The sequence below is a fragment of the Kitasatospora sp. NPDC006697 genome (assembly GCF_042869935.1).
In the GTDB taxonomy this organism is placed as follows: domain Bacteria; phylum Actinomycetota; class Actinomycetes; order Streptomycetales; family Streptomycetaceae; genus Kitasatospora.
In genome coordinates this window covers 231,563-257,449 of the sequence record NZ_JBIAGU010000012.1, presented here as the reverse complement: position 1 = coordinate 257,449, position 25,887 = coordinate 231,563, and the positions used below count along the sequence as shown (strand labels likewise).

At 73.7% G+C, this 25,887-nt stretch carries 19 protein-coding genes and 2 pseudogenes; 16 read left to right on the top strand and 5 right to left on the bottom strand.

Annotation, left to right across the window (positions count from 1 at the left end; genetic code table 11):
• Nucleotides 1-94: 94 nt before the first annotated feature.
• Nucleotides 95-895 (bottom strand): helix-turn-helix domain-containing protein, encoded by an 801-nt coding sequence (locus ACFYNO_RS19420; protein ID WP_388013337.1) that lies wholly within the window; start codon nucleotides 893-895, stop codon nucleotides 95-97.
• Between ACFYNO_RS19420 and ACFYNO_RS19415 the strand changes: the two genes are divergently transcribed.
• Nucleotides 792-1,265: an ATP-binding protein gene (locus ACFYNO_RS19415; RefSeq protein ID WP_388013309.1), complete on the top strand. Its 474-nt coding sequence runs from the start codon at nucleotides 792-794 to the stop codon at nucleotides 1,263-1,265. The two genes, ACFYNO_RS19420 and ACFYNO_RS19415, sit on opposite strands and share 104 nt — an antisense overlap.
• Nucleotides 1,266-1,310: 45 nt before the next feature.
• Here ACFYNO_RS19415 and ACFYNO_RS19410 read toward each other — a convergent pair whose 3' ends face one another.
• Nucleotides 1,311-2,150 (bottom strand): SDR family oxidoreductase, encoded by an 840-nt coding sequence (locus ACFYNO_RS19410; protein ID WP_388013306.1) that lies wholly within the window; start codon nucleotides 2,148-2,150, stop codon nucleotides 1,311-1,313.
• Between the two features lie 40 nt (nucleotides 2,151-2,190).
• On the opposite strand from ACFYNO_RS19410, the gene cutA reads away from it, so the two are divergent.
• Nucleotides 2,191-2,514, top strand: coding sequence for a divalent-cation tolerance protein CutA (cutA, locus tag ACFYNO_RS19405; RefSeq protein WP_388013303.1), 324 nt, complete (start codon nucleotides 2,191-2,193; stop codon nucleotides 2,512-2,514).
• Between the two features lie 11 nt (nucleotides 2,515-2,525).
• Here the strand turns inward: cutA and ACFYNO_RS19400 are convergent.
• A pseudogene (locus tag ACFYNO_RS19400) lies at nucleotides 2,526-2,777 on the bottom strand (NUDIX hydrolase); the annotation flags it as partial.
• Between ACFYNO_RS19400 and ACFYNO_RS19395 the strand changes: the two are divergent.
• From ACFYNO_RS19395 to ACFYNO_RS19350, 10 genes and pseudogenes are all read left to right on the top strand, one after another.
• Nucleotides 2,733-2,966 (top strand): annotated as a pseudogene (locus tag ACFYNO_RS19395) (protein-L-isoaspartate O-methyltransferase); the annotation flags it as partial. The pseudogenes ACFYNO_RS19400 and ACFYNO_RS19395 sit on opposite strands and share 45 nt — an antisense overlap.
• 76 nt (nucleotides 2,967-3,042) lie before the next feature.
• Nucleotides 3,043-3,699, top strand: a complete 657-nt coding sequence (locus tag ACFYNO_RS19390) for a LysE family translocator (RefSeq protein ID WP_388013300.1) — start codon at nucleotides 3,043-3,045, stop codon at nucleotides 3,697-3,699.
• A 109-nt stretch (nucleotides 3,700-3,808) separates the two neighbouring features.
• Entirely contained in the window at nucleotides 3,809-4,225 is a 417-nt protein-coding gene (locus ACFYNO_RS19385) for a hypothetical protein (protein WP_388013297.1), read from the top strand.
• Nucleotides 4,226-4,397: 172 nt separating this feature from the next.
• Nucleotides 4,398-5,486: a sensor histidine kinase gene (locus ACFYNO_RS19380; RefSeq protein ID WP_388013294.1), complete on the top strand. Its 1,089-nt coding sequence runs from the start codon at nucleotides 4,398-4,400 to the stop codon at nucleotides 5,484-5,486.
• 181 nt (nucleotides 5,487-5,667) lie between these two features.
• Entirely contained in the window at nucleotides 5,668-9,747 is a 4,080-nt protein-coding gene (locus tag ACFYNO_RS19375; protein ID WP_388013291.1) for a choice-of-anchor D domain-containing protein, read from the top strand.
• A gap of 125 nt (nucleotides 9,748-9,872) precedes the next feature.
• Complete coding sequence (locus ACFYNO_RS19370) at nucleotides 9,873-11,123, top strand: glycosyltransferase (RefSeq protein ID WP_388013288.1); 1,251 nt, start codon at nucleotides 9,873-9,875, stop codon at nucleotides 11,121-11,123.
• Between the two features lie 142 nt (nucleotides 11,124-11,265).
• On the top strand, nucleotides 11,266-12,876 hold the full coding sequence (locus tag ACFYNO_RS19365) for an ArnT family glycosyltransferase (RefSeq protein ID WP_388013285.1): 1,611 nt from the start codon (nucleotides 11,266-11,268) through the stop codon (nucleotides 12,874-12,876).
• Nucleotides 12,873-14,420: an ArnT family glycosyltransferase gene (locus ACFYNO_RS19360; protein WP_388013282.1), complete on the top strand. Its 1,548-nt coding sequence runs from the start codon at nucleotides 12,873-12,875 to the stop codon at nucleotides 14,418-14,420. The genes ACFYNO_RS19365 and ACFYNO_RS19360 overlap by 4 nt, the downstream gene beginning before the upstream one ends.
• Nucleotides 14,421-14,470: 50 nt before the next feature.
• Complete coding sequence (locus ACFYNO_RS19355) at nucleotides 14,471-17,206, top strand: AAA family ATPase (protein ID WP_388013279.1); 2,736 nt, start codon at nucleotides 14,471-14,473, stop codon at nucleotides 17,204-17,206.
• Between the two features lie 380 nt (nucleotides 17,207-17,586).
• Nucleotides 17,587-19,527: a putative Ig domain-containing protein gene (locus ACFYNO_RS19350; RefSeq protein ID WP_388013276.1), complete on the top strand. Its 1,941-nt coding sequence runs from the start codon at nucleotides 17,587-17,589 to the stop codon at nucleotides 19,525-19,527.
• Between the two features lie 109 nt (nucleotides 19,528-19,636).
• On the opposite strand, the gene ACFYNO_RS19345 is transcribed toward ACFYNO_RS19350, so the two are convergent.
• The gene (locus ACFYNO_RS19345) at nucleotides 19,637-20,116 is read right to left on the bottom strand and encodes a carboxymuconolactone decarboxylase family protein (protein ID WP_388013273.1); all 480 of its coding nucleotides are present in this window, start codon (nucleotides 20,114-20,116) and stop codon (nucleotides 19,637-19,639) included.
• A gap of 122 nt (nucleotides 20,117-20,238) precedes the next feature.
• On the opposite strand from ACFYNO_RS19345, the gene ACFYNO_RS19340 reads away from it, so the two are divergent.
• Together ACFYNO_RS19340 and ACFYNO_RS19335 are read left to right on the top strand one after the other, a co-directional pair.
• Nucleotides 20,239-21,141: an N-acetylmuramic acid 6-phosphate etherase gene (locus tag ACFYNO_RS19340; protein ID WP_388013270.1), complete on the top strand. Its 903-nt coding sequence runs from the start codon at nucleotides 20,239-20,241 to the stop codon at nucleotides 21,139-21,141.
• Nucleotides 21,142-21,145: 4 nt separating this feature from the next.
• Nucleotides 21,146-22,018, top strand: coding sequence for an N-acetylglucosamine kinase (locus tag ACFYNO_RS19335; protein ID WP_388013267.1), 873 nt, complete (start codon nucleotides 21,146-21,148; stop codon nucleotides 22,016-22,018).
• A 3-nt stretch (nucleotides 22,019-22,021) separates the two neighbouring features.
• Here the strand turns inward: ACFYNO_RS19335 and adhP are convergent, their stop codons facing one another.
• Complete coding sequence (gene adhP / locus ACFYNO_RS19330) at nucleotides 22,022-23,035, bottom strand: alcohol dehydrogenase AdhP (RefSeq protein WP_388013264.1); 1,014 nt, start codon at nucleotides 23,033-23,035, stop codon at nucleotides 22,022-22,024.
• A 177-nt stretch (nucleotides 23,036-23,212) separates the two neighbouring features.
• Here adhP and ACFYNO_RS19325 point away from each other — a divergent pair, with 177 nt between their 5' ends.
• Nucleotides 23,213-24,331, top strand: a complete 1,119-nt coding sequence (locus ACFYNO_RS19325) for a chemotaxis protein (protein ID WP_388013261.1) — start codon at nucleotides 23,213-23,215, stop codon at nucleotides 24,329-24,331.
• Between the two features lie 195 nt (nucleotides 24,332-24,526).
• Nucleotides 24,527-25,771, top strand: coding sequence for a threonine--tRNA ligase (gene thrS / locus ACFYNO_RS19320; RefSeq protein ID WP_388013258.1), 1,245 nt, complete (start codon nucleotides 24,527-24,529; stop codon nucleotides 25,769-25,771).
• Nucleotides 25,772-25,887: the final 116 nt, after the last annotated feature.

Sequence of the window (25,887 nt, the reverse complement as noted above, 5' to 3'; positions counted from 1 at the left end):
ACACGGACCCGACCGCCACGAGATCCTGGAATCGAGTCCGTGCTACCTCGATCAAAGCCGGACAGTTGGGGGGAATCCCCTATCGAACACCCTCTTACAGCTCCTGCTTGACCCGGGTGATCATGTCCAGGCTCCGCCGAGGGCTCAAGGCGGTTGATCGCAACGAGTCGAACGTTAGCGTATACACGTCGGTCTCCTCCTCGGTCTCCATGTAGAGCGTCCCGGCTCGATGCTCCACGCACACGACGTCCGAGAAGGCCGGAGTGGGGAAGCTGAAGAGCACGAACGAGCCGTTGACACCCGCGTGGGCACCCGCGCTGAACGGCAGTACCTGCACTTCGACGTTCGGATGCTCGGCCAGGGCCTCCAGGTGTTCGAGCTGGCGCCGCATCACGGCGTCGCCGCCGACCTTCGTCCTCAGTGCGGCCTCGCCCTCGATCACGCAGATACGCGGTGGCCGGTCCGCCGACAGGATCTCCTGGCGTCGCATGCGGACCGAAACCAGCTCGTCGATGCGTTCCTTCGGGAACATTGCGGGCGACGCCTTCAGGAGGCCGCGTGCGTAGTCCGCGGTCTGCAACAGACCGGCGATGGCCAACGGCTCGAAGGACCTGATGTAGTCCGCCGTCTCCTCGTAGTCGACGTAGTCCACGTACGAAGGGACCGTCAGCCCCACCTTCTGCGTCCACCCGCGCTCGTTGCTCCGCCGCGCGAGGCTGACCACCTCCTCTATGTACGTCTCGTCCCGCGCCCCGTAGAAGTGCAGCAGATCGCGCACTTCGCCGAGCGAGATGCCGAGGCGGGCGTTCTCGACGCGGCTGATCTTCGATCGGTGGCAGCCGATCCGCTCGGCGGCCTCGTCGGGTGTCCTGCCGGCCTCCTCCCTGAGTTTGATCAGGACGGTGGCCAGGCTGCGTGAGTTCCTCGCCGGCGTCGGGAGCGGCGAACTCTACTTGTGTGCAGCTGAGTTGGTGCTGAGCGAGCTGGTGGCGAACGCGGTCCTGCATGGCGGACCGGGGGGCGGACAGTTCGGTGAACTGCTCTTCGTGCGGCTGGAACTCCGCGCGGAACTGCTGGTCATCGAGGTCCACGACGCGAGTGCCCGGACGCCGACGGTCCGCGATGCGACCGCGTGCGAGGAGTCCGGGCGAGGCCTTTACCTGGTCGAACAGTTGGCCGTCGACTGGGGTAGCAGGCCGCGTGACGGGATCGGAAAGTCGGTCTGGGCGCGCATCGGGCCGTCGGCGCACTGTGGTGCGGTGTGAGCGCGCTTCCGCCGAAGGAGGCGCGCGGGTGGATGGCCGCGCTGGTCATCCGCTGGACTCGGGAGCCAGGAACTCCCGGGCGCCCCTGAGCCTGGTGCGGAGCTTTCCCTGACTGGTGCGGCCGTCGAGCCGGACGTCGAGCGCGCCGGGCGAGGGGCTGAGCGCCCGTAGGCCGGACGGGAGCCGGGCGGCGTCGAGGCCGTCGCGCCGGGCGATGAGGACACCGAGTTCGTGGCGGCTCACGGCGTCGGGCCCGGCGAGGTGGTGGACGCCGGACGCGTCGGGGGAGGCGGCGAGCTCCAGCAGGGCGGCGGCCAGGTCGGCGACGTGCACGGGGCACCGGATGTCGTCGGTGAACAGGACGCCGTCCCGGGCGCCGGCCGCGAGGTCGTGCACCAGGGCGACGTGCTCGGAGCGGCGGTCGCCGATGATGAGGGAGGTGCGGGCGACGGCGGCGGCGGGGTGGACGAGGCGGACGCCGGTCTCGGCGGCGGCCTTCGCCGCGCCGTACGGGGTGACCGGGTCGGGGAGGCCGGACTCGTCGTAGTGCACGCGGGAGCCGGAGAAGACGGCGTCGCTGGAGACGTGGACCAGGTGGGCGCCGTGGCGCGCTGCGGCCTGCGCGAGGCGGATCGGGCCCTCGGCGGTGATGGCCCAATCGGCGCCCCCGCTCGTCGCGTTGACGATGACGCGCGGGGGAGCGGCGGCGAGGAGGGCGTCGATGCGGTCGGCGTCTCGAAGGTCGAGCTGCTGCCAGGAGACTCCGGGGATGCGGCCGGGCGTGGCGGTGGCGAAGGTTGCGGTCACCGGTTCCCCGGACGATGCGGCTCGGCTGGCCAACTCGGTGCCCAGGAAGCCGCTGCCGCCGATGATGAGGATGGTCATAGTGACGACGGTAGGCTCTCCGCGCACCTAGGCTCGGAGGATGGCGAACAGTGAGTTCATCGTGGTGACCACGACCCACGACGGCGAGGACAAGGCCCGTGCCCTCGCCACCAGTGTGGTCCGTGAGCGGTTGGCGGCTTGCGCGCAGGTGTACCCGATCAGTTCGGTGTACTGGTGGGACGGCGAGGTGCAGGCGGAGCCCGAGTGGCGGGTCGACTTCAAGACCCGGGCGGAGCTCGCCGATCGGCTGACGGCGTTCATCGGCGAGCAGCACGGCTATGACACGCCCGAGGTTGTGGGCGTGCCGATCGTGACGGGCAGCGCTCCCTACCTGGAGTGGATCCGCACCGAGACGACCGGCTGACCCTCGCGGCGCTACCGGACCACGGGCCCCCGCCCGGAGCGCCAGTCGTCGATCCGCTTGCGGATGCGCCGGACCGTGGGCAGGGCGTCGATGTCGGCGGGGTCGAACCAGGCGACCTCGTACGACTCGTCGGACACGCGCAACTCGCCGCCGAGGGGACGGGCGAGGAGGCAGATGGAGAACTCCTGCCGGACCTCACCGTCGTCGTAGGCGAAGACGTGACCGGGGTTCGTGTAGGTCCCCACGATGCCGGTGATCTCGATCCTTCCGGCCTGACCGCCGCCTACCTGAGCCACCGGGTCGGCAGCGAGAACGTCGTCACTGTCGAGGTGGACCCGCAGGTCGCGGCGCGAGCCCGAGCCAACCTGGACGGTGCGGGGTTCGGACCCGAGGTCGTGTGCGGTGACGGTACGCAGGGGTGGGCGCCCCGAGCCCCGTACGACCGCGTCTCGGCGACCTGCGCCCTGGCGCAGCCGCGGCAGTCGAAAACGCCCGCCCGCCACTCCACCCGCGCACTACCATCCGGACATGCCGCCAACAGACCGCCTGCTCGCCTTCGTCGCCCTCGCCACCGTGGTGATCCTCATCCCGGGCCCCAGCGTCCTCTTCGTCATGGGCCGCGCCCTCGCGCACGGGCGCCGCACGGCGCTGCTCAGCGTGGTCGGGAACACCTGCGGCTCGCTCCTCCTCGTCCTCGGCATCGCCGCCGGGCTGGGCCCGCTGCTCGCCGGGTCGGCGCTGGCGCTCACCGTGCTGAAGCTCGGCGGGGCGGCCTACCTCGTCTACCTGGGGGTCAAGGCGTACCGCCACCGGGGTTCGCTCACCGCCGCGTTCGAGGCGATGAACCCGGGCGAGCGGAAGGCGGGCAGCTGGGTGCGGATCCTCGGGGAGGGGTTCGTGGTCGGGATCAGCAACCCCAAGACGCTGGTCTTCTACGCCGCCGTCCTCCCGCAGTTCATCGCCCGCGGGCACGGCGCCGCGCCGGTGCCGCTGCAGCTGCTGGCCCTCGGGGTGATCTTCAACCTGATCGCGCTCACCAGCGACTCGGTGTGGGGCCTGGCCTCCTCCGCCGCGCGCTCCTGGTTCGCGCGGTCGCCGCGCCGGCTGCGCGCGGTGGGCGGGGCGGGCGGGATGGCGATGATCGGGCTGGGCGTGGTGGTCGCCACCACGGGGCGCCTGGACTGACGCGGCACCAGCTGACGGCCAGTCACCTCAAGGGCCTGACAAATGTCACGCGCACCCGGTGCCCCCGCACACTGCCCGTCCCCGCCCTCCGGCGGCCACCATTGCCGCCATGACCAAGAAGACCGACCTGAAGCACCCCGCCACCGTCCGTGCCTTCGGCACCGTCCGCACGCTGGTCCTCGCGTACCTCGGGCTCAGCGTCGCCACCCTCGCCGCCATCGTGATCATGCGCAACCACCACACCCAGGTGAACGCCGTCGTCTGGAGCCGGGGCGTCGTCGTGGTGCTCAGCGCGGCCTTCACCCTCTGGCTCACCGGCCGGGCCGCGGACGGGTCGCGCAGAGCGTTCCGCAGACTGCGGATCGTCTCCGCCGTGATGACCCTCGCCATCGTCTACATCGTCACCGCGCAGCCCGGCCTGCCGGTCTGGATGCGGATCGAGCAGGGCGCCTGCGGGCTGGCGCTGCTCGGGGTGGCCGCCGTGGTGAACGGCCGCCATCTGCGCGAGCTGTTCGCCGCACGGTGATCCCCCGCGAGGGCCTGTCGGTGCGGCCGGTTCGGGCGGACGCGTGAACGGCACAGCTACGCCTTCCACCCCGGCTGGGGTGAGGGCGAGTTCGCCGCCGCCCTGGCCGGGGAACCGCACCGGACCGTGGGATCCTGAACCCGCCTACGCCGGGCCCCACGGGAGGAGACCGATGAGCAGCAGCACCACGGCACGGCAGCACTGGTCGCAGGGCTGGCGCCGGATGCTGCTGGCCAACGGGATGCTGGTCTACCCGGGGATCACCGCCGCCTCGGTCTCCCGCCACACACACGGCGCGGCCGCCGTCGCCGCGTACCTGATCGTCGCGGCCTTCGCCGGCTGCTACCTGGCCACCATCGCCGCCCTGGCGCTCGGGCGGCGGCGCAGGGCGCTGGTGCTGCTCTGGGCGCTCGTGCTGCTGTTCGCCGCCGAGGTGCCGTTCACCAGGGCCGACGCGTTCTTCCTGGCCATCGTGGTGGTCTCGGTGCTGGTGGTGGTGAAGCGGGAGTGGACGGCGCGGGCGGTGGCGGGCGGCACGCTGGCCGCGCTGCTGGTGCCCTGGGCGGTGCCCACCTGGCACACCGGGCCGGGCGTCTTCCAGGCGCTGGCGCTGCTCTTCAACTCCCTGGTGGTCTCCGCCTTCGCCGAGATCGCCAGCACCAACGAGCGGCTGCGGGCCGCCCAGGCCGAGGTGGAGCGGCTGGCCCAGGAGGCCGAGCGCAACCGGATCGCCCGGGACCTGCACGACCTGCTCGGGCACTCGCTGACCGCGATCACCGTCAAGTCCCAGCTGGCCCAGCGGCTGGTGCCGCAGGCGCCGGAGCAGGGGCTGGCCGAGATGGCGGCGGTGGAGCAGCTCTCCCGGCAGGCGCTGGCGGACGTCCGGGCGGCGGTGGCCGGGTACCGCGAGGTGACGCTGGCCGGCGAGCTGGCCCGCGGGCGGGAGCTGCTGCGGGCGGCCGGGGTGGCCGCCGATCTGCCGACCGCCACCGACGCGGTGGCGGAGGCCGACCGGGAGCTGTTCGCCTGGGTGCTGCGCGAGGCGGTGACCAACGTGGTGCGGCACGCCCGGGCCAGCCGCTGCACGGTGGTGCTGGCCGCCGGGTCGATCGAGATCCGCGACGACGGCCGCGCCACCCACGAGAACGCCGACGGCAAGGGCCTGACCGGACTGCGGGAGCGGGTCGCCGCGGCCGGCGGCACGGTGCAGGCGGGCCCCCTCCAGCCCCACGGGTGGCACCTGCGCGTGACCACGCGATGAGGAACTGACGAGCGATCACATCATCGCAGCTCGTCGGCCATCTGCCGGTAACTCAAGAGTTGACCAAACGTTATCCGGATCGGCTGAACCCTCGCTACCTTAAGCTCTTCAGCTCATCCGCCCGGCACTGCACGACCGGGCGGGCTCTGGGGGGTTTCACATGTCACCACGGCAGCTCCGCATGCCGCTCTCCGTCCGCCGCCTGACCAGTGGCCTGCTCGGCACCGCCCTGCTCGCGTTCGGCACCGGTGCCCTCACCCTGGGTGCCGCGCCCGCCGCGCGGGCCGACTCCACCACCATCTCCTCCGACACCTACCGGACCGGCTGGGACCAGAACGAGCCCGGCCTGACGCCGGCCCAGGTCGCCTCCTCGGACTTCGGCCAGCAGTTCTCCACCCCGGTGGACGGCCAGGTCTACGCCGCCCCCGTGGTGATCGGCAACACCGTGGTGGTGGCCACCGAGACCAACCACGTCTACGGGGTGAACGCCACCACCGGCGCCGTCCAGTGGACCGACGCCTACGGCGCCCCCTGGCCCGCCTCCGGCCCCACCACCCCGGGTAACACCTGGTCCTGCGGCGACCTGGCCCCCTACATCGGCATCACCTCCACCCCGGTCTACGACCCGGCCAGCGGCTACGTCTTCCTCACCTCCAAGGAGGACGGCGGCCAGTACCACCAGGCGCCGACCTGGAAGATGCACGCGATCGACCCGGCCACCGGCGCCGAGAAGCCCGGCTTCCCGGTGCAGATCGGCGGCTCGCCGAGCAACGACCCGAGCGTGGTCTTCAACCCGGTCGAGGAGGGCCAGCGGCCGGGCCTGCTGCTGATGGGCGGCGTGGTCTACGCGGGCTTCGGCTCGGTCTGCGACCACGGCGCCTGGCGCGGCTACGTGGCCGGCGTCTCCACCGCCGGCGCGCAGACCGCCCTGTGGGCCGACGAGACCGGCACCGCCAACCACGGCGGCGGCATCTGGGCCGGCGGCGGTGGCCTGGTCGGCGACGCCCAGGGCCACATCATCTTCTCCACCGGCAACGGCGTCTCCCCGCCGCCCGGCCCCGGCCACACCCCGCCGAGCACCATGTCCGAGTCGATCATCAGCCTGGGCGTGCAGGCGGACGGCTCGCTCAAGGCCACCGACTTCTTCAGCCCCTCCGACGCCAGCGTGCTGGACACCAACGACCGCGACCTGGGCTCCGGCGGCGTGCTGGCGATCCCGGACGGCTACGGCAACAGCGCCGTGCCGCACCTGGCGGTCGAGGAGGGCAAAGACGGCCGGGTCTTCCTGCTCGACCGGGACAACCTCGGCGGCCACGACCAGGGCGCCAACGGCGGCGACGCCATCGTGCAGACCCTCGGCCCCTACAACGGCTGCTACTGCCACCCGGCGTTCTGGGGCGGCGACACCGGCTACGTCTACTACTCCGGCAACGGCGGCCCGCTGCAGGCCTTCAAGCTGGGCACGGCCGGCAACGGCAGCCCGGCGCTCGCCCTGGTCGGCCGGGGCGCGATCAACTTCGGGTACCTCAGCGAGGGCTCACCGGTGGTCACCTCCACCGGCACCACCCCCGGCTCCTCCACCGTCTGGGTGGAGCGGGCCAACGACATGTACGGCAACGGCGGCACCCTGCTCGCCTACAACGGCACCCCGAACGCCGACGGCTCGCTGACCCTGCTCTGGTCCGGCCCGATCGGCGTCGCGCCCAAGTTCGTCACCCCGGCCACCTCCAACGGCCGGGTCTACATCGGCAGCCGGGACGGCCACCTGCTGGCCTTCGGCCGCCCGGCCGCCTCCGCGCTGACCGGCTCCCCGGTGGCGCTCGGCAACGTCAACGTCGGTGCCTCGGGCACCGGCACGCTGACCGTCACCGCCACCAAGGCGCTCTCCGTCACCGCCGTCAGCACCGCCGCGCCGTTCGCGGTCACCGCGCCGGCCCTGCCGCACCCGATGGCCGTCGGTGACACCCTGTCGATCCCGGTCACCTTCGCCCCGACGGTCGCGGGCGCCACCTCCGGCATCGTCAACCTGGCCACCGACGCCGGCACGGTCGGCTTCTCGGTCACCGGCTCCGGCATGAAGGCCGGCTTCGGCACCGCCCCGTCCTCGGTGAGCTTCGACGACGAGCCGACCGGCGTGCCGGTGGCCACCAGCGTGCAGTTCACCAACACCGGCACCGGCAGCGAGACGATCAGCGCGGTCGGCAGCCCGGCCGCGCCCTGGACCGTCACCGGCGCGCCGGCCGTCGGCACCGTGGTCGCACCGGGCGGTTCGTTCATCGTCAACGTCAGCTACGACCCGACGGTGGCCGGGGACAGCACCGACACCTTCTCGGTGACCTCCACCTCCGGCACCTTCGCGGTGCCGCTGACCGGCCAGGCCGTCACCGGCCAGGGCCACCTGACGATCACCCCGACCACCCTGGCCTTCGGCTCGGTCCCGGTCGGCACCAGCTCGCAGCAGCTCAGCTTCAGCGTCACCGACGACGGCAACATCCCGGTCACGCTGAACAAGGCCAAGGCCCCGGTCGGCACCTTCAGCAGCCCCAACGCCATCGCCGAGGGCACCGTGATCGGCCCCGGCCAGTCCGTCTCGGTCCCGGTGGTCTTCACCCCGGGCGCCGCCGGACCGGCCTCCGACAGCTACGAGATCACCGGCAACACCGGCCAGGGCGACCTCTACGTGCAGCTGAACGGCACCGGCCTGGCCACCCTGCCGGCCCCGCCGACCGGCTGGCGGACCAACGGCTCCACCACCCAGCCGGCCGCCGGCACCCTGCAGCTCACCGCGGCGACCGGCAACCAGTCCGGCTCCGCCTTCTACGGCTCGCCGGTCGCCACCGACGGCCTGACCGCCTCCTTCGCCGCCACCATGAACGGCGGCACCGGCGGTGACGGCATGACCTTCGCCCTGGTCGACGCGGCCAAGGGCAGCGCCACCGGCACCGGCGTGGCCGGCGGCGGCCTCGGCTTCTCCGGCCTGACCGGGCTCAGCGTCGACCTGACCAGCTCCTGGAGCGGCCAGACCGGCATGGGCAACTTCGTCGGCATCGCGGCCGGCCCCGGCAGTGGCCACGACAACCTCACCTACCTGGCCTGGGCCAAGGCGCCCACCAACCTGCGCACCGGCACCCACCAGGTGGCGGTCACGGTGGCCGGCGGCCACGTCAAGGTGTCGCTGGACGGCACCGCGCTGCTGGACTACGTGCCGGCCGCCGGCACCATCCCGGCCAGCGCCTACGCGGGCTTCACCGGCTCCACCGGCGGCTCCAACGACGTGCACACGGTCGGCAACATCGTGATCACCCCGCCCGGCACCGCCACCGGCAGCCCGCAGGCGCTGACCCCGACCCCGACCGCCGTGGCCTTCGGCTCGGCCACCGTCGGCAGCACCGCCACCCAGACGGTGACGCTGACCAACAACGGCACCGCCACCGAGACGGTCACCGGCGCCACCGCCCCGGCCGCCCCGTTCGGCGCCACCCTGCCGGCCAACGGCACCACGGTGCCGGTCGGCGGCACGCTCAGCATCCCGGTCACCTTCACCCCGAGCCTGACGGGCGCTCAGAACAGCACCCTCGCCGTCACCACCACCAGCGGCACGGTCACCGTCTCGCTCTCCGGCACCGGCCAGCCGGCCAGTACCGGCGGCGGCACGCTGCCCGGCTTCACCGACAGCAGCTGGCAGCTGAACGGCACCGCCGTGGACAACGCCGGCACGGTCGCGCTGACCACCGACGGCCAGCACTCCGCCAAGGGATCAGTGGTGAACGCCAAGGCGGTCTCGCCACTGGGCCTGCACGCCACCTTCACCGAGCAGATCAGCGGCACCAGCACCTCGCCCGGTGACGGCCTGACCTTCTCGCTGCTGGACGCCGGGAGCAACGCGCCGACCGCGCTCGGCGGCAACGGCAGCGGGCTCGGCGTCTCCGGTCTGAACGCGGTGGTGACCGGACTGGCGGTGTTCGGCAACTTCGGCGCCAACACCGCCCCGGTGCTCGGCGTCGCGACCGCGAGCAGCGCGGCCGGCGGTTTCACCACCCTGGCCAACAACACGGCGATCCCGGCCCTTCAGGGGTCGAGCCACCAGATCGATATCACCGTCACGACGCAGAGCCACCTCGTCGTGAAGATCGACGGAACGCAGGAACTGGATGTTGCCGTGACCCTGCCGAACAAGGTCCTGGCGGCATTCACCGCCGGTACCGGTGCCTCCACCGACACTTTCGCGATCTCCGCGCCGACGATTTCCTACACCGCCTGATCAGCAATCGACCGGGCCGTTTCGGCCCGGTCAATTCGGCGTGAAAACGTCGCTCCGGCACTGACCGGTAGTCAATAATCATTCCCTGGACCGCGATTCGCCGGTCCGTGCTGGGGGGACCTTTCATGATTTCGGCAGTCATCGTGCTGTGCTCACTCCTGCTCTTCGGCGTGGCCGTGTTCACCCTCTGGTGGATGCTGCACGCCTGGCGCACCCCGGAGACCCTGGCCTCGACCAAGTTCACCGATCCGGACGGAACCGGGGCGCTCTCCTTCTCGCTGCTCGTCCCGGCCCGCCACGAGCAGGCCGTCCTGGAGCGCACCGTGCTGCGCCTCCTGGAGTCCACCCACCCCGACTTCGAGGTCATCGTGATCGTCGGGCACGACGACCCGGAGACCGCCGAGGTGGCCCACAAGCTGGCCGCGCTCCACCCGGAGCAGGTCTTCGTGGTCACCGACACCCATGAGAAGAAGAACAAGCCGAAGGCGCTCAACACGGCCCTGCCCACCTGCCGCGGCGACGTGGTCGGGGTCTTCGACGCCGAGGACCAGGTGCACCCGCACCTGCTCTCGCACGTGGACCACGCCTTCCGGGACACCGGCGCGGACGTGGTGCAGGGCGGCGTGCAGCTGATCAACTTCCACTCCAGCTGGTACAGCCTGCGCAACTGCCTGGAGTACTTCTTCTGGTTCCGCAGCCGGCTGCACCTGCACGCCGCCAAGGGCTTCATCCCGCTCGGCGGCAACACCGTCTTCGTCCGCACCGACCGGCTGCGGGAGAACGACGGCTGGGACGCCAACTGCCTGGCCGAGGACTGCGACCTGGGGGTGCGGCTGTCCAGCCAGGGTGCCAAGGTGGTGGTGGCCTACGACTCCGAGATGGTCACCAAGGAGGAGACCCCGGACTCGGTGGTCTCGCTCTTCAAGCAGCGGACCCGGTGGAACCAGGGCTTCCTGCAGGTCTACCGCAAGCGGGACTGGCGCTCGCTGCCGAGCATGCGGCAGCGGATGCTGGCCCGCTACACCCTGGCCACGCCGTTCGTGCAGGCCTTCTCCGGCCTGCTGATCCTGGTCGGCATCGCGGTGGCGCTGTTCAGCTCGGTGCCCGACCTGGTGGCGATGATCTCGTTCTCCCCGCTGATCCCGATGGTGGCGATGTTCGCCTTCGAGGCCGTGGGGCTGCACGACTTCGGCAAGCAGTACCAGCTGCGGATCCGGTTCCCGCACTATGCCAAGCTGATCATCGGCGGTCCGTTCTACCAGCTCATCCTGGCGGGCGCGGCGATCCGCGCGGTCTGGCGGGAGATGCGCGGGCGCAAGGACTGGGAGCTCACCCGCCACGTCGGCGCCCACCTGGAAGCCGGCAGCGCCTCCTGACGCTCCGCCGGCAGTTCTGAGCAGGCCCGGCCGGGAGGCCGGAAGGGCGGCCCGCCGGGGGCGGCGGCCCGCCGCGGCACCGACGCGCCTGCACGTGCGCCGGTGCCGCCCGCGCACCGAAAAACGGGGAGGAAACACCCTCATGGCGACTGTCGTCGAGACGGTTCTGGAAGAAGAACGGCCGGATCCGGTCACCGCGCCGGCCGGGCCCGACCGGCGCGGCCGGCTGGCCCGGCTGCTCTCGACCCGGCCCGACCTGGTGATCACCCTGCTGCTGGTGGCAGCGGTGGTGCTGGTGCAGGGCCTGAACATCCGCAACTTCCCCACCGTCAGCGACGACGAGGGGACCTACCTGGCCCAGGCCTGGGCGATCCAGCACGGCGAGGGCCTGGCGCACTACAGCTACTGGTACGACCACCCGCCGCTCGGCTGGGTGCAGATCGCCGCGCTCTCCTGGATCCCGGCGCTGCTCTGGCACGGCTCCCTGGTGGTGATGAACGCCCGGGTGATCATGCTGCCGGTCAGCGCGGCCGGCGCCGCGCTCACCTACCTGGTCGCCCGCCGGATCGAACTGCCGCGCTGGGCCGCGGCGCTGGCCACCGTGGTGTTCGGGCTCTCGCCGCTCTCGGTCACCATGCAGCGCGAGATCTACCTGGACAACTTCGCGGTGGTCTGGATGCTCGGCGCCTTCGCCTGCGCGCTCTCCCCGCGCAAGCACCTGTGGCACCACATCGGGGCCGGGCTCTGCGCGGCGATCGCGGTGCTCTCCAAGGAGACCATGCTGATCGCCGCGCCGGGCCTGCTGATGGCGATCTGGCGCGGCACCGACAAGGCCACCCGGAAGTTCTCGCTGGCCGGGTTCGCCATGGCCTTCGGGCTGATCGGCGCCCAGTACCTGCTCTACGCCGTGCTCAAGGGGGAGCTCTTCCCCGGTCCGGACCACAACTCGCTGATCGGCGCGCTGCAGTACCAGCTCGGCCGGGGCGGCTCCGGGAACATCCTGCACACCGGCACCGTCTCCAACCTCACTCTGCACTGGTGGCTGGTCCGCGACCCGCTGCTGATCTACGCCGGGGTGTTCGCCGCGCTGGCCGCGCTCGCCGTGCGCCGGCTGCGCGAGGTGGCGGTGGCGGCCGTGCTGCTGGTCGGCGTCGCCTTTCGGCCGAACGGCTACCTGCCCGCGATGTACGTGATCCAGGTGATCCCGTTCTTCGCGCTGAGCATCGCCGGGGTGGCCGACGCGGCGGTGCGCGGGCTGCTGCGGCTGCCGCTGGGCCGGCTGGCCCGCTTCCACCTCGGGCCGCGCGACCTGGTCGCCGTGCTCGCCATCGCGGTGGCCGGCCTGCTCGCCCCGCAGTGGGAGAACGGCGACGAGACCGCCGACACCGCGCTCTCCAACGACAACTACGTGGCCGCCGCGGACTGGATCCGGGCCAACATCCCCGACCCCGGGCACCAGCGGATCGTGGTCGACGACGCGATGTGGCTCGACACCGTCAAGGACGGATTCCAGCCCGGCCTGGGAGCCATCTGGTTCTACAAGGTGGACCTCGACCCGGCCGTCACCCGCACCCTGCCGAACGGCTGGCGGGACCTCGACTACGTGGTGCTCACCTCGATCATCCGTCAGGACCCCAACGGCCTGCCCACCGTGCGCGCCGCCATCGCGCACTCCACCACCGTCGCCACCTTCGGCACCGGCGACCAGCAGATCACCATCCAGAAGGTCGACCACACCGGGAGCGGGCAGTGACCGCCATCGACGTCCTGTCCGTCTACGCCGATCCGCCGCGCACCGCCGCCGGCCGGCTGCGCACCGCCGTCAGCGACCGGCTGCCGCTGATCGCCGTGCTGCTGGTGCAGTGCGCGCTCGCCTACCGGCTGGCCAACACCGCCTTCGAGGACGAGGCGCTGTACGTCTACGCCGGGCACCGCGAACTCGGCCACCTGCTGCACGGGCTGCCGGTCGGCGACACCTACGCCTCGTTCTTCTCCGGCATCCCGGTGCTCTACCCGGTGGCCGCCGCCGTGGTGGACAACCTGTTCGGCTTCGAGGGCGTGCGGGCGTTCAGCCTGCTGGCGATGCTCGGCGCCACCGCGCTGCTCTGGACCACCACCCGGCGGCTCTACGGCAAGCCGGCCGCCGTGATCGGCACGGTGCTCTTCGCCACCAGCGCGCCCACCCTCTTCCTCGGCCGGCTCGCCACCTACGACGCGCCGGCCGTGCTGCTGCTGGCGCTGGCGCTCTGGTGGACGGTGCGCAGCGCGCACCGCTCGCCGTTCCTGGTGCTGCTCGCCGCGCCGCCGCTGGTGCTGGCCGCCGGCGTCAAGTACGCCGCCGCGCTCTACCTGCCGACCGTGGTGCTGGCGGCCGTGCTCACCGTGCCCGCGCTCGGGCTCTCCTGGTGGCGCGGGGTGCTGCGCGGGGTGCTGCTCGGGGCCGGCACCGGGGCGCTGCTCTTCGCCGGGCTGGACTGGGCCGGGCCCGAGGTCCGGGCCGGGCTCTCGCAGACCACCGTCAACCGGACCACGGGCACCGAGCCGCTGCTGAACATCCTGCGGCTGTCGCTGGTCTGGGGCGGCTGGGTGGCGGCCTTCGCCGTCGTCGGGGTGGGCGTGCTGATCGCCTGCCGGCGCGGCCGGGCGGCGGTGCTGCTCGGCGCGCTGCTCACCGGCACCGCCGCGCTCGCCACCCTCTACCAGGCGCACCTGGGCACCTCGGTCTCGCTGCACAAGCACGTCGGCTTCGGCCTGCTCTTCGCCGCGCCGCTGGCCGGCGCCGGGCTGGCCGCGCTCTCCGGACTGCCGCCGCTGCGCGACTCGCTGCCGGTGCTGCGCCGGGCGGTGCCCGGGGTGGCGATCGGCGTCTGCGCGGTGCTCGCCTACTACGCGGGGGACGCGGCGGGGCCGATGTACGGCTGGCCCGACTCCTCCGGCATGGTGAGCGCGCTGCGGCCGCTGGTCCACCCCGGCCAGGACCGCTACCTGGTGGAGGAGGACGAGGTGCCCCGCTACTACCTGCGCGGCCAGGCCGATCCGCAGCAGTGGCTGAACACCTACTTCTTCCAGTACGGCGACTCCACCGGGAAGCAGCTGACCGGCCTGCCCGCCTACCGGGCCGCCTTCGCCGACGGCTACTTCAGCCTGGTGGTGCTGGACGACGGACCCACCGCCGCGCTGGACAAGCAGCTCGCCGCCGCCCTGGACGCGCCCGGCAGCCGCTACCGCCAGGTGGCCCGGATACCGGCGGCAACCAGCCACGGCACCCGGTACTACACGATCTGGCAGAAGGAGTGACCGTCCGTCAGGACTAGACCATTGCACCCTCCGGGTGGAGACTTCCCCCCATGGGTGAGGATGGTGCGCTGCTGGGGCGGGACGAACTGCTCGACCGGTGCCGGGCCGGCCTGGCCGACGGCGGCGGGGGAGTGCTGCTGACCGGCCCCGCCGGCATCGGCAAGTCGGCGGTGCTGGAGGTGCTGGCCGGGCAGGCGGCGGCCGGCGGAGTGCTGGTGCTGCGCGCCAACTCCTCGGCCACCGAGGCCTCGCTGCCCTACCTGGCGCTCTACGACCTGTTCGCCCGGACCATCGCCGAACGGCCCGGGCTGCTCGCCCCGCACCTGCGCGCGGTGCTGGACGTGGCGCTGCTCCGCTCGCCCGGCGACGGCCGGCCCACCGACCAGCTGGCGATCCGGGTCGCGGTGCTCGAACTGCTCCGGGCGCTCGCCCGGCAGCAGCCGGTGCTGCTGGTCCTGGACGACGCCGACTGCCTGGACGGCGCCAGCGCCGAGGTGCTGGCCTTCGCCGCCCGGCGGCTGACCGGGCACCAGGTCCGGGTGGCCGCCACCGAGCGGGTCGCCGACGGGCGCGAACCGCGCTGCCTGCCGCTGCTGCCCGAGCCGCGCACCGAACTGGCCGTCAGCACCCTGCCGGCGGCGGTGATCGGCGAACTGCTCTGGACCAGGCTGGGCATCACGCCCGGCGAGACCAGCTCGGAGCGGATCCAGGCGGCCAGCGGCGGCAACCCGTTCTACGCCCTGGAGCTCGCCCAGGCCGCCCGGCGGGCGCCCACCCCGCCCGCCGCCGACGACCCGCTGCCGGTGCCCGACCGGCTGCGCACCCTGCTCGCCGACCGGCTCGCCGCGCTGCCCGCCCAGGCCGTCTCGGCGCTGCTGCTGCTCGCGGCCGCCGCCCGGCCCCACCCGCCCGGCACCGGCGAGCAGCGCCAGGCGCTGGCCGCGGCCCTGGACGCCGGGGTGCTCACCCGCGGGCCCGGGCGCGAACTGCGCTTCGCCCACCCGCTGTTGCGCGAGATCATCTACGCCGACGCGACCGAGCGGCAGCGCCGGGACTGCCACGCGCAGCTCGCCGAACAGCTGGACGACCCGCTGGAGCGGGCCCGGCACCGGGCGCTGGCCAGCCCCGACCGCGGCGCCGAGCTCTCCGCCGAACTCGCCGCCGCCGCCCGGCTCGCGGTGGAGCGCGGCGCGCCCGCACTGGCCGCCGAGCTCTCCCAGCTGGCCGCCGACCGCACCCCCGCCGAGCACGGCCGGCTGGCCGCCGAGCGCCGGCTCGCCGCCGCCCGGCACGCGCACGACGCCGGACTGCCGGACACCGCCAAGCAGGCCTGCGCCGCCGTGCTGCGCGGGCCCGACCCGGCCGCCCGGGTCGGCGCCCGGCTGCTGCTGGTCGAACTGGCCGGCGGCGACCGGGCCGGCGTGCCCGCGCTGCTGGACGCCGCCGAGGCCGACGCCGGCGAGCAGCCCGGGCTGCGCGCCGCCGTGCAGATCGCCCGCGCCGACCACGCGCTCTGCACCGGGCGGACCGACTTCGGCCTCGCGGTGCTCGCCGAGGCCGAGTACCACGCCGAGCGCAGCGGCGACATCGACCAGCAGATCGAGGTGATCGCGCTGCGCACCCCGATCGAGATGCAGCTCACCCCGGAGCGGGTGCTGCCCGCGCTGCGCCGGGCCGGCGCGCTCTCCGCCGCCCGGCCGCTCGCCTCGCTCACCGCGGCGGGCGTACAGCTGCGCTGCTGCCTGGTGATCTCGCTGCTGCGCGGCGGCGAGGTGGCGGAGGCGATCGAGGCGGTCAACCGGCTGCGCGCGGACGTGGAGAGCGCCGGGCGGGTCAAGGACCTCGGGCAGGTGCTGCACCTGGTCGCCTCGGTGCACGAGCGGGCCGGGCGGTGCGCGCAGGCGTACCAGGCCGGGCAGGCCGGCGGGCGGCTGCGGTTGGAGCTCGGGCCCACCCCCGGGCCCGGACTGGTGCTCAGCGCCGCCGCCGAGCTCAACGGCGGCACGGTGGAGCGGGCCACCGAACTGGCCGACGCCGCGCTGCGGGCCGGCGAGCAGGCCGGCGACGCCGAGTGGTCGGCGTACGCGCTCGGGCTGCGCGGACGGGCCGACCTGCTGGCCGGGCGGGTGCCGCAGGCGGCCGAGCACCTGGGGCGCTGCCGGGACCTGCTGCGCGGGCTGGGGTTCACCGATCCGGCGCTCTTCCTGGTCGACGCCGACCTGGTGGAGGCGCTGGCGCTGGCCGGGCAGGCGGAGCGGGCGGCGCTGGTGCTGGCCGAGGCGGAGGCCGAAGTGACCCGGCTGGACCGGCGGGTGGTGATGCTCGGGTTGGCCCGGGCGCGGGCGGTGCTGGACGGCACCGGCGGCGATCCGCGCGGCGCCGCCGACCGGCTGCGCGCCGAACTGCCGGAGAGCCACCCCTACCCGCTGGAGGCCGCCCGGGCCCGGCTGGTGCTCGCCGAGCTGGAGCGGCGGTCCCGCCGCCGGGCCGCCTCCCGGACCGAACTCGTGTCCGCGCTGCAGGCGTTCACCGCCGCGCACTGCCTGCCCTGGCAGGCCTGGACCCGGGAGCGGCTGGCCCGGCTGGACGGTCCGAACGCCGAACTGACCGAGGTGGAACGGCAGATCGTCCAGCTGGTGCGCGGCGGGGCGACCAACCGGCAGATCGCGGCGGCGCTGCACATCTCGGTCAAGTCGGTGGAGGCGGGTCTGACCAGGCTCTACCGGCGGTTCGGCGTGCGCGACCGGGCGGGGCTGGCGGGGCGCCAGGTGGCGGGCCGGCGTTAGGGGCCGTCTGGCCTTCCCGCCGGGCGGGCGCCGCCGATGCAGGCACCCCGACGCCGCCCGCGGGCAGCACGCGAGGGCCCGGCCGGTCTACGGGCATGGCGGCAAGGGTGGGTCCCGGACTTTGCAAGCGAAGGGCAAGGGTGGGTTCCTGACTGCGATTCATTGACCGTGTCCGGCCCAACGGTTACGTTTTCGCCTCGACGCGGGACGTACCCCCACACCCCGACAGCCCGCGTCCTCCCCGCCGCGGCCGCTCCGGGCCGGTACCGAGTGCTGCCCGCCGGCAGACCGCCGCGGGTCGCGCTCGCGGGCGACCCCGCCCGGCGAGCCTGGTCCGCCCCCACCCAGGGGCCAACGTCAGGAAAGGAGTCCGAGTGGCCATGCACCATTCGGAACGCCCTGGACGGTCGGCTCTGCTCGCCCCGCTCTCCGTGCTGGGCCTGCTGGTCACCGCCATCGCCGGTTTCACCCCCGCCGCCTCCGCCGCCACGGCGTCGGCCGCGGCACCGGTCAGCGTCGAGCGGTCCTGCGCCGCGCCGAGGCACCCCGGCGAGGCGGCCTGCCTCGCACTGAAGCGCACCGATCTGCGGCCGCACGCGCTCGCGCCGAACGCGGCGCCCTCCGGCTTCGGCCCGACCGACCTGGCCGGCGCCTACAACCTGTCCGGCGGCGGCTCCGGTCAGACCGTGGCGATCGTGGACGCCCAGGACGACCCGAACGCGGAGTCCGACCTGGCCGCCTACCGCAGCCAGTACGGCCTGCCGGCCTGCACCACGGCGAACGGCTGCTTCCGCAAGATCGACGAGAACGGCGGGACCAACTACCCCACCGCCGACACCGGTTGGGCCGGCGAGATCTCGCTGGACGTCGACATGGTCTCCGCGGTCTGCCCGAACTGCCACATCCTGCTGGTCGAGGCGGCCTCGGCCAACATGGGCGACCTCGGTGCCGCGGTCAACCAGGCCGTCGCGCAGGGCGCCAAGTTCGTCTCCAACAGCTACGGCGGCTCCGAGGACTCCACCACCGCCGGCGCCGACGCCCAGTACTTCGACCACCCGGGCGTGGCGATCACCGCCTCGGCCGGCGACTCCGACTACGGGGCCGAGTTCCCGGCCACCTCGCAGTACGTGACCGCCGTCGGCGGCACCGCGCTGAGCCGCTCCTCCAACAGCCGCGGCTGGAGCGAGAGCGTCTGGAACACCAACTCCAGCGAGGGCACCGGCTCGGGCTGCTCGGCCTACATCAGCAAGCCCGCCTTCCAGCACGACACCGGCTGCCGGAACCGGATGGAGACCGACGTCTCCGCGGTCGCCGACCCGGCCACCGGCGTCGCGGTCTACCAGACCTACGGCGGCAACGGCTGGTCGGTCTACGGCGGTACCAGCGCCTCCTCGCCGATCATCGCCTCGATCTGGGCGCTGGCCGGCGCACCGAAGGCCGGCGACCAGGCCAACAGCTACCCGTACGCCCACACCGGCAGCTTCAACGACATCACCAGCGGCAACAACGGCAGCTGCAGCCCGTCGTACTTCTGCACCGCCGGCACCGGCTACGACGGCCCGACCGGCTGGGGCACCCCGAACGGCACCAGCGGGTTCCTGCCCGCCGGCGGCTCCTCGGAGACCGTCACGGTGACCAACCCGGGCACCCGGACCGACACCGTCGGCACCCCGCTCAAGGTGCAGCTGCAGGCCACCGACTCGGCCGGAAAGACGCTGACCTGGAGCGCCACCGGCCTGCCCGCGGGTATGTCGCTGGACCCCAACAGCGGTCTGATCAGCGGTACCCCGACCACGGCCGCCGGCTACAACACCACCGTCACCGCGAGCTCCGGCACCGCCACCGGCAGCGCCACCTTCCAGTGGGCGGTGCGCAGCCAGCCGACCGGTGAGACCGTCACCGTCGCCGCCCCCGGCGACCAGAGCGGCACCGTCGGCACCGCGGCCTCGCTGCAGGTCAAGGCGACCGACTCGGCCGGCAAGACGCTGACCTACAGCGCCACCGGCCTCCCGGCCGGCCTGTCGATCAACGCCACCACCGGCCTGATCAGCGGCACCCCGACCATGGCCGGCAGCAACTCGGTCACCGTCACCGCGACCTCCGGCGGCGCCTCCGGCTCGGCCGGCTTCACCTGGACGATCACCGGCGGCAGCGGCGGCGGCTGCGGCAGCCTCCCGGCCTGGAGCGCCACCACCCCGTACGTCCCCGGCGACCAGGTCTCCTACGGCGGCCACAAGTGGCTCTCCACCTGGTACTCCACCGGTGCGACCCCGGGCGCGCCGGCCTCCTGGTCCTCCTGGTCCGACCAGGGCGCCTGCTGACCGGCGGGTGAAGGACTCCGGCGGACCCCGACGGGGAGCGGGTCACCCGCCGGACGACGCAGCCGCGGTGGTCCTTGCGGACCGCCGCGGCTGCGGCACGCCCACCGGCTCAGTGCGTGCCGGGGACATAGGTGCCGACCTCGGTGCGCTGGGTGATGGCGATCCGGTTGAAGCCGTTGATCACCACGATCACCCAGGTGAGGGCGGCGATCTGCTCATCGGTCAGGACCTTGGCGACCGACTCGTAGACCGCGTCCGGCACATGGCCGTCGGCGATCAGGGTGACCGCCTCGGTGAGCTCGAGCGCGGCGCGCTCGGCCTCCGTGTAGAACGGGGTCTCGCGCCAGGCGGGGAGCGTGTGGATGCGCTGCTCGGTCTCGCCCGCGTGGCGGGCGTCCTTGGTGTGCATGTCCAGGCAGAAGGCGCAGCCGTTGATCTGCGAGGCGCGGATCCGGACCAGCTCCAGCAGCGGGAGCTCCAGCCCGGCGGCGAGCGCGCCCTTCTCGGTGGTGCTGTTCAGCGCGAGCATCGTGCGGTAGCTCTCGGCGCTGAGTTTGGGCAGGTTCAGACGGGGCTCAAAGGTCGTCATGCCGCCATGATACCTATCTGTGCGAACCATCCGACTGTGCCGGGGTCAAACAGAGTTGACGTCGGGTCAGTAGGGATACGCTGCTCCCGAACGGACCCAGCACCAGTAGATCCGGAGCCGCCATGGCCGCCACCGCGCAGCCGCCCACCGAGACCCGCAACCCGCTCTCGGCCGACATCGACCGCCTGGCGACGCTGCCGCTGCTGGAGCTGATCAACGATCAGGACGCCACGGTGGCCGGCGCCGTCCGGACCGCGCTGCCGCTGCTCGCCGACCTGGTGGACACCGCCCTCGGGGTGCTCGCGGCCGGCGGGCGGATCCACTACTACGGCGCGGGCACCAGCGGCCGGCTGGCGCTCGGCGACGCGGTGGAGCTCGGCCCCACCTACGGGGTCGGCCCGGAGAGCGTGGTGGCCCACCTGGCCGGCGGCCCGGGCGCGGGCGGCCGGGCCCGCGAGGACGCCGAGGACCACGCCCCCGAGGAGCCGGCCGGCACCGCGCCCACCGCCGGCGACCTGGTCATCGGCATCACCGCCAGCGGCCGCACCCCCTACGTCGGCGCCGCCCTGCGCGCCGCCCGGTCGGCCGGCGCGGCCACCGCCCTGCTCTCCAACGACCCCGCCGCCCCGCTGGCCGAACTGGCCGACCTGCACGTGCCGTTGGACACCGGCCCGGAGGTGGTCACCGGTTCCACCCGGATGAAGGCCGGCACCGCCCAGAAGCTGGCGCTGAACGCCTTCTCCACCGCCCTGATGGTGCGCGGCGGCCGGACCTGGTCCAACCTGATGATCACCGCCTCCACCCACAACGCCAAGCTCCGCGACCGCGCCGTCCGCACCCTCGCCACCGCCTGCGAGGTCCCCGAGCCGGTGGCGGCCGAGGCCCTGGCCGCCGCCGGCTACGAGACCCCCACCGCCCTGGTCGCCCTGGTCGCGGACGTCCCCCCGGAGACCGCCCGCGCCGCCCTCGCCGCCCACCACGGCCACCCGTGGTCGGCGGTCCGCTCCCTGCGCACCGGCGGGTGACCCCGTGACCTGCCTCGGCCTGGACGTCGGCGGCACCCACACCCGCGCCGTGCTGCACGACCGGTGGGGCCGGGAGCTCGGCCGGGCCACCGCCGCCGGGGGCAACCCGGCCGCGCGCGGGGCCGCCGAGGCCGTCGCCGTGCTCGCGGGGGTGGTCGGGGAGGCGCTGGCCGGCCACGCCCCCGGCGAGGTGCGGGGGTGCCTGCTCGGCCTCTCGGGGATCAGCACCCTCGCCGACCGGGAGGCCTTCGCCGAGGACTGCCGCACCGCCTTCGGCCTGGCCGTCCCCGTCCGGCTGGTGCACGACGCCGTGGTGGCCTTCGCCGCCGGGGCCGAGGGCCGCGGCACGGTGCTGATCGCCGGCACCGGTGCCGTCGCCTGCCGCATCGACGGCACGGAGGTGACCGCCCGGGCCGGCGGGCTCGGGTGGCTGCTCGGTGACGAGGGCGGCGGCTTCTGGCTCGGCCGGGAGGCGGTGCGCCACGCCCACGCGCACCCCGGGGACCCGTTCGGCCGGGCCGTGCTCGCCGCCTGCGAGGCGGCCGACCCGGTCGCCCTGGTGCGCTGGGCCTACGCCGCCGAGCCGCACCGGCTGGCCACCCTCGCCCCGCTGGTCAGCTCGTTCGCCCGAAGGGGTGAGCCCGCGGCCGTCCGGATCGCCGAGCGGGCGGCCGCCCACCTCGCCGCCCTGGTCGCCGAGCTGCACGGCGCCGCCGAGCCGGCCCCGATCGTGCTGGCCGGCACCGTCGCCACCGCCCCCGGCCCGATCCACGACCGGCTGCTCACCCGCCTGCGTGCCGCCCACCCGGCCGCCCCCGTCACCCTCGCGGGCGACGGCGCCACCGCCGCCGCCCGCCTGGCCGCACTCGGTGTCTGAGCGTCAGCGCAGGTCGAAGACCAGTCGCGCCGTCACCTTGCCCGCCAGCACCTCCTCGAAGCAGCGGTTCACCTCGTCCAGCTGCCGGCTCTCCCGGATCACCCGGGTGCGGCCCAGCTGGTGCAGCCGGAACACCTCCGCCAGGTCCTGCCGGGTGCCGACGATCGAGCCGACGACCTTGGTACCGTTCAGCACGGTGTCGAAGACCGGCAGTTCCAGCACGCCCTCGGCGGGCAGCGCGACCAGCACCAGGGTGCCGCCGCGGCGCAGCGCGTCGTAGGCGGCACGGAAGGACGCGTTGCTGACGGCCAGTGAGACCGCCGCGTCGGCACCGCCGAGCCGCTGCACCTCGGCGGCCACGTCCTGGGTGCGGGCGTCGATGACGTGGTCCGCGCCCAGCTCCCCGGCCAGCGCCAGCTTGTCGTCGGTGATGTCCACGGCGACGGTCTCGGCGCCAAAGATCCGCGCGTACTGCAGCGCCAGGTGGCCCAGGCCGCCGATGCCGGAGACCAGCACCCGGGTGCCCGGGCGGGCGCCGGAGAGCTTGACCGCCTTGTAGGTGGTGACGCCCGCGCAGGAGAGCGGTGCGGCGTCCATCGGGTCCACGCCGTCCGGCACCGGCACCACGTAGTCGCCGTGCGCCAGCGCGTACTCGGCGTAGGCGCCGTCGACCGAGTAGCCGGAGTTGTGCTGCTGCAGGCAGAGCGTCTCCCAGCCGCTGACGCAGTGGTCGCAGCGCCCGCAGGCGTCGGCCAGCCACGGGATCGCGACCCGCCGGCCCACCCGGACGTGCCGCACCTCGGACCCGGCCGCCTCGACGATCCCGACGCCCTCGTGGCCCGGCACGAACGGGGGCGCGGGCTTGACCGGCCAGTCGCCGTGCGCGGCGTGGATGTCGGTGTGGCAGAGGCCGGAGGCCTCGATCCGGACCAGCACCTGGTGTGGCCCTGGCTCCGGCACCGGGCGGTCCTCGACGGTCAGCGGGGCGGTGAACGAGTGGACGACGGCAGCCTTCATCACGGGCCTCCAACGGCTTCCGGGCGGATCTGCTCCCCACCCTGCCCGGGGCACCCCGGCCGGGCGACTCGAACGAGCGTGCCGGAATGCGGGCGCGCACGCCCCCGGCGAGGGTGGGACGAGGACCTCGACGACCCCTTGATCGTCGCCGACGACCCCCAACCGGAAAGGCCGACCGTGGACGTCACCGACCTCACCCCCGCCACCCTGGCCGCGCTCGCCGCGCCCCGCCCGCGCCCGGCGGTCACCGTGGCCGTGCCGACCCACCGCCGCGAGCCGGAGAACGAGCAGGACGCGCTCTGGCTGAAGAACCTGCTGGCCGAGGCGCGCCGCCGGATCGAGTCGGACGACACGCTCGGCCGCGCGGACCGGCTGGACGTGCTGGACCAGCTCGACCGCGCCGCCGCCGAGGTGGACCTGCGGCACTCGCTCGACGGCCTGCTGCTCTTCGCCGCCCCCGGCGAGCACGAGGTGTGGTCGCTGCCGCGCACGGTGCCGGCCCGGGTGGTCATCTCCGACACCTACCTGACCCGCAACCTGGTCGCGGCCCGGGCCGTGCACGCCCCGTACTGGGTGCTCACCCTGGCGGCGCACCGGGCCCGGCTGTGGAGCGGCGCCGGGCCGGACCTGGCCGAGTCGCAGGCCGGCGGCTTCCCGCAGGTGCCGGCCAACCCGGAGAAGTTCGACCCGCAGCGCGAGGAGCAGATCGGCGACACCCCGAGCGTCTACAGCGACGAGAACACCCGGGTCTTCTTCCGCGAGGTGGACACCGCGCTGACCGCGCTGCTCAAGGAGGACCCGCGGCCCTGCTACCTGGTCGGCGTGCCGGAGGCGGTCAGCCTCTTCGAGTCGGTGACCACGCACCGGGACGTGATCGTCGGCCGGCTGGAGAAGGGCGGCCTGGGCGACGGCCCGGCCACCGCGCTGGGGCCGGCGATCGCCCCGGTGCGCGCCGAGCAGGCGGCCGCGGCGCGCGAGGCCGCGCTGGAGCGGCTGGACGCGGCGGCCGGGCGGAAGACGCTGGCGGCCGGGCTGGACGAGATCTGGCAGGCGGTCGGCGAGAACCGGGTGGGCGAACTGGTGCTGGAGGAGCACTACCAGGTGAACGCCCAGCTCACCGAGGGCCACCTGGCCCCGGCGCCCGAGGGCGAGCAGCCGACCGGCACCGGCGAGGTGCGCGAGGACGTGGTGGACGAGATCGTCGAGCGGACCCTGGAGGCCGGCGGGACCGTCACCTTCGTCCCGGACGACACCCTGGCGGCCCGCGGCGCGATCGCGGCCGTGCTGCGGTACTGACTCCCGGCCCGCCCGACCTCTGCTACGGTGGCCCGCATGATTCAGCGTGCCGCAGTGACGACGACGCCGGTGGAGGTCCCGGCGCGCTGAGTGACGCACTCTCGACAGCAGCCCCGGGGCGATCGCCCCGGGGCTGCGGCGTTCCCGCCGGTCGTCGGGCGCTCGTCCCGGGCGAACCCCAGGAACGAGGACGACATGATGGACGACGCGGCGAACGACGTCAGGCACGACCACAAGAAGCTGGGCCGGGAGCTCGGCCTGTTCGGCACCGACCCGCTGATCGGCGCCGGCCTGCCGTACTGGCTGCCGGACGGCGCGGTGGTGCGCCACGAACTCGAGGAGTACGTCCGGGCCGAGGAGCGCCGGGCCGGCTACCGGCACGTGTACTCCCCGGTGCTGGGCAAACGGGAGCTGTACGAGATCTCCGGGCACTGGTCGCACTACAGCGAGGACATGTTCCCGCCGATGCGGCTCGGCGAGGAGGAGGTGGTGCTGCGGCCCAGCCTCTGTCCGCACCACGCGGTGATCTACCGCTCGCGGGCCCGCAGCTACCGTGAACTGCCTTTGAGGATGGCCGAGCTGGGCCCGATGTACCGCTCCGAGCTGTCCGGCGTGCTGGGCGGGCTGACCAGGGTGCGGGCGATCCAGCTGAACGACGGCCACATCTTCTGCACCCTCGACCAGGTGGCCGAGGAGGCGCGCGGGGCGCTGCGGCTGATCCGCGAGGCCTACCGGGCGCTGGGCATCGAGGCGGCCCGGTACCGGCTCTCGCTGCCGGGGCCCGGCGGCAAGTACGTGGCCGCGCCCGAGCTGTGGGAGCGCTCGGTGGCGCTGCTGGTCGAGGTGCTGGAGAGCGAGGGCATCGAGTACCAGGCGGAGGAGGGCGAAGCCGCCTTCTACGGGCCGAAGATCGACGTGCAGATCGTCGACCCGCACGGGCGGGAGGCAACCCTCTCCACCGTCCAGGTCGACTTCCACCAGCCGGAGCGGTTCGACCTGCACTACATCGGCGCGGACGGTGCCAAGCACCGCCCGGTGATGGTGCACCGGGCGGTGATCGGCAGTGTGGAGCGGGCGGTGGCGCACCTGGTGGAGCAGCACGGCGGGGCCTTCCCGGCCTGGCTGGCCCCGGTGCAGGTGCTGCTGCTGCCGGTCTCCGAGGGCGAACTGCCGGCCGCCGAGGAGCTGTTGGCGCGCTGCCTGGCGGCCGGGCTGCGGGCCGAGCTGGCCGGGCCGGAGCAGGGCAGCCTGGGCGCGCGGATCCGGGAGCACCGCCTGGTGCCGTACCAGGCGGTGCTGGGGGCCCGGGAGGTGGCGGCCGGGCAGGCGGCGCTGCGGCTGCGGGACGGCCGCCGGCTCGAACCCCTGCCGGTGGCGGAGGCGTTGGCGCGGATCGGGGAGCGGATCGCGGCGCGTGGAACCGGGCTCTGGGAGGAGTGACGGCGGGCGATCCGGACCGCCCCGGGGGTGGGGTACCGGATCGGCCCCTGACCGCGCCTGCGACAGACTGCACAGCAATACTGCACAGCCAAACTGGACAGTTTTGGCTGATGGCC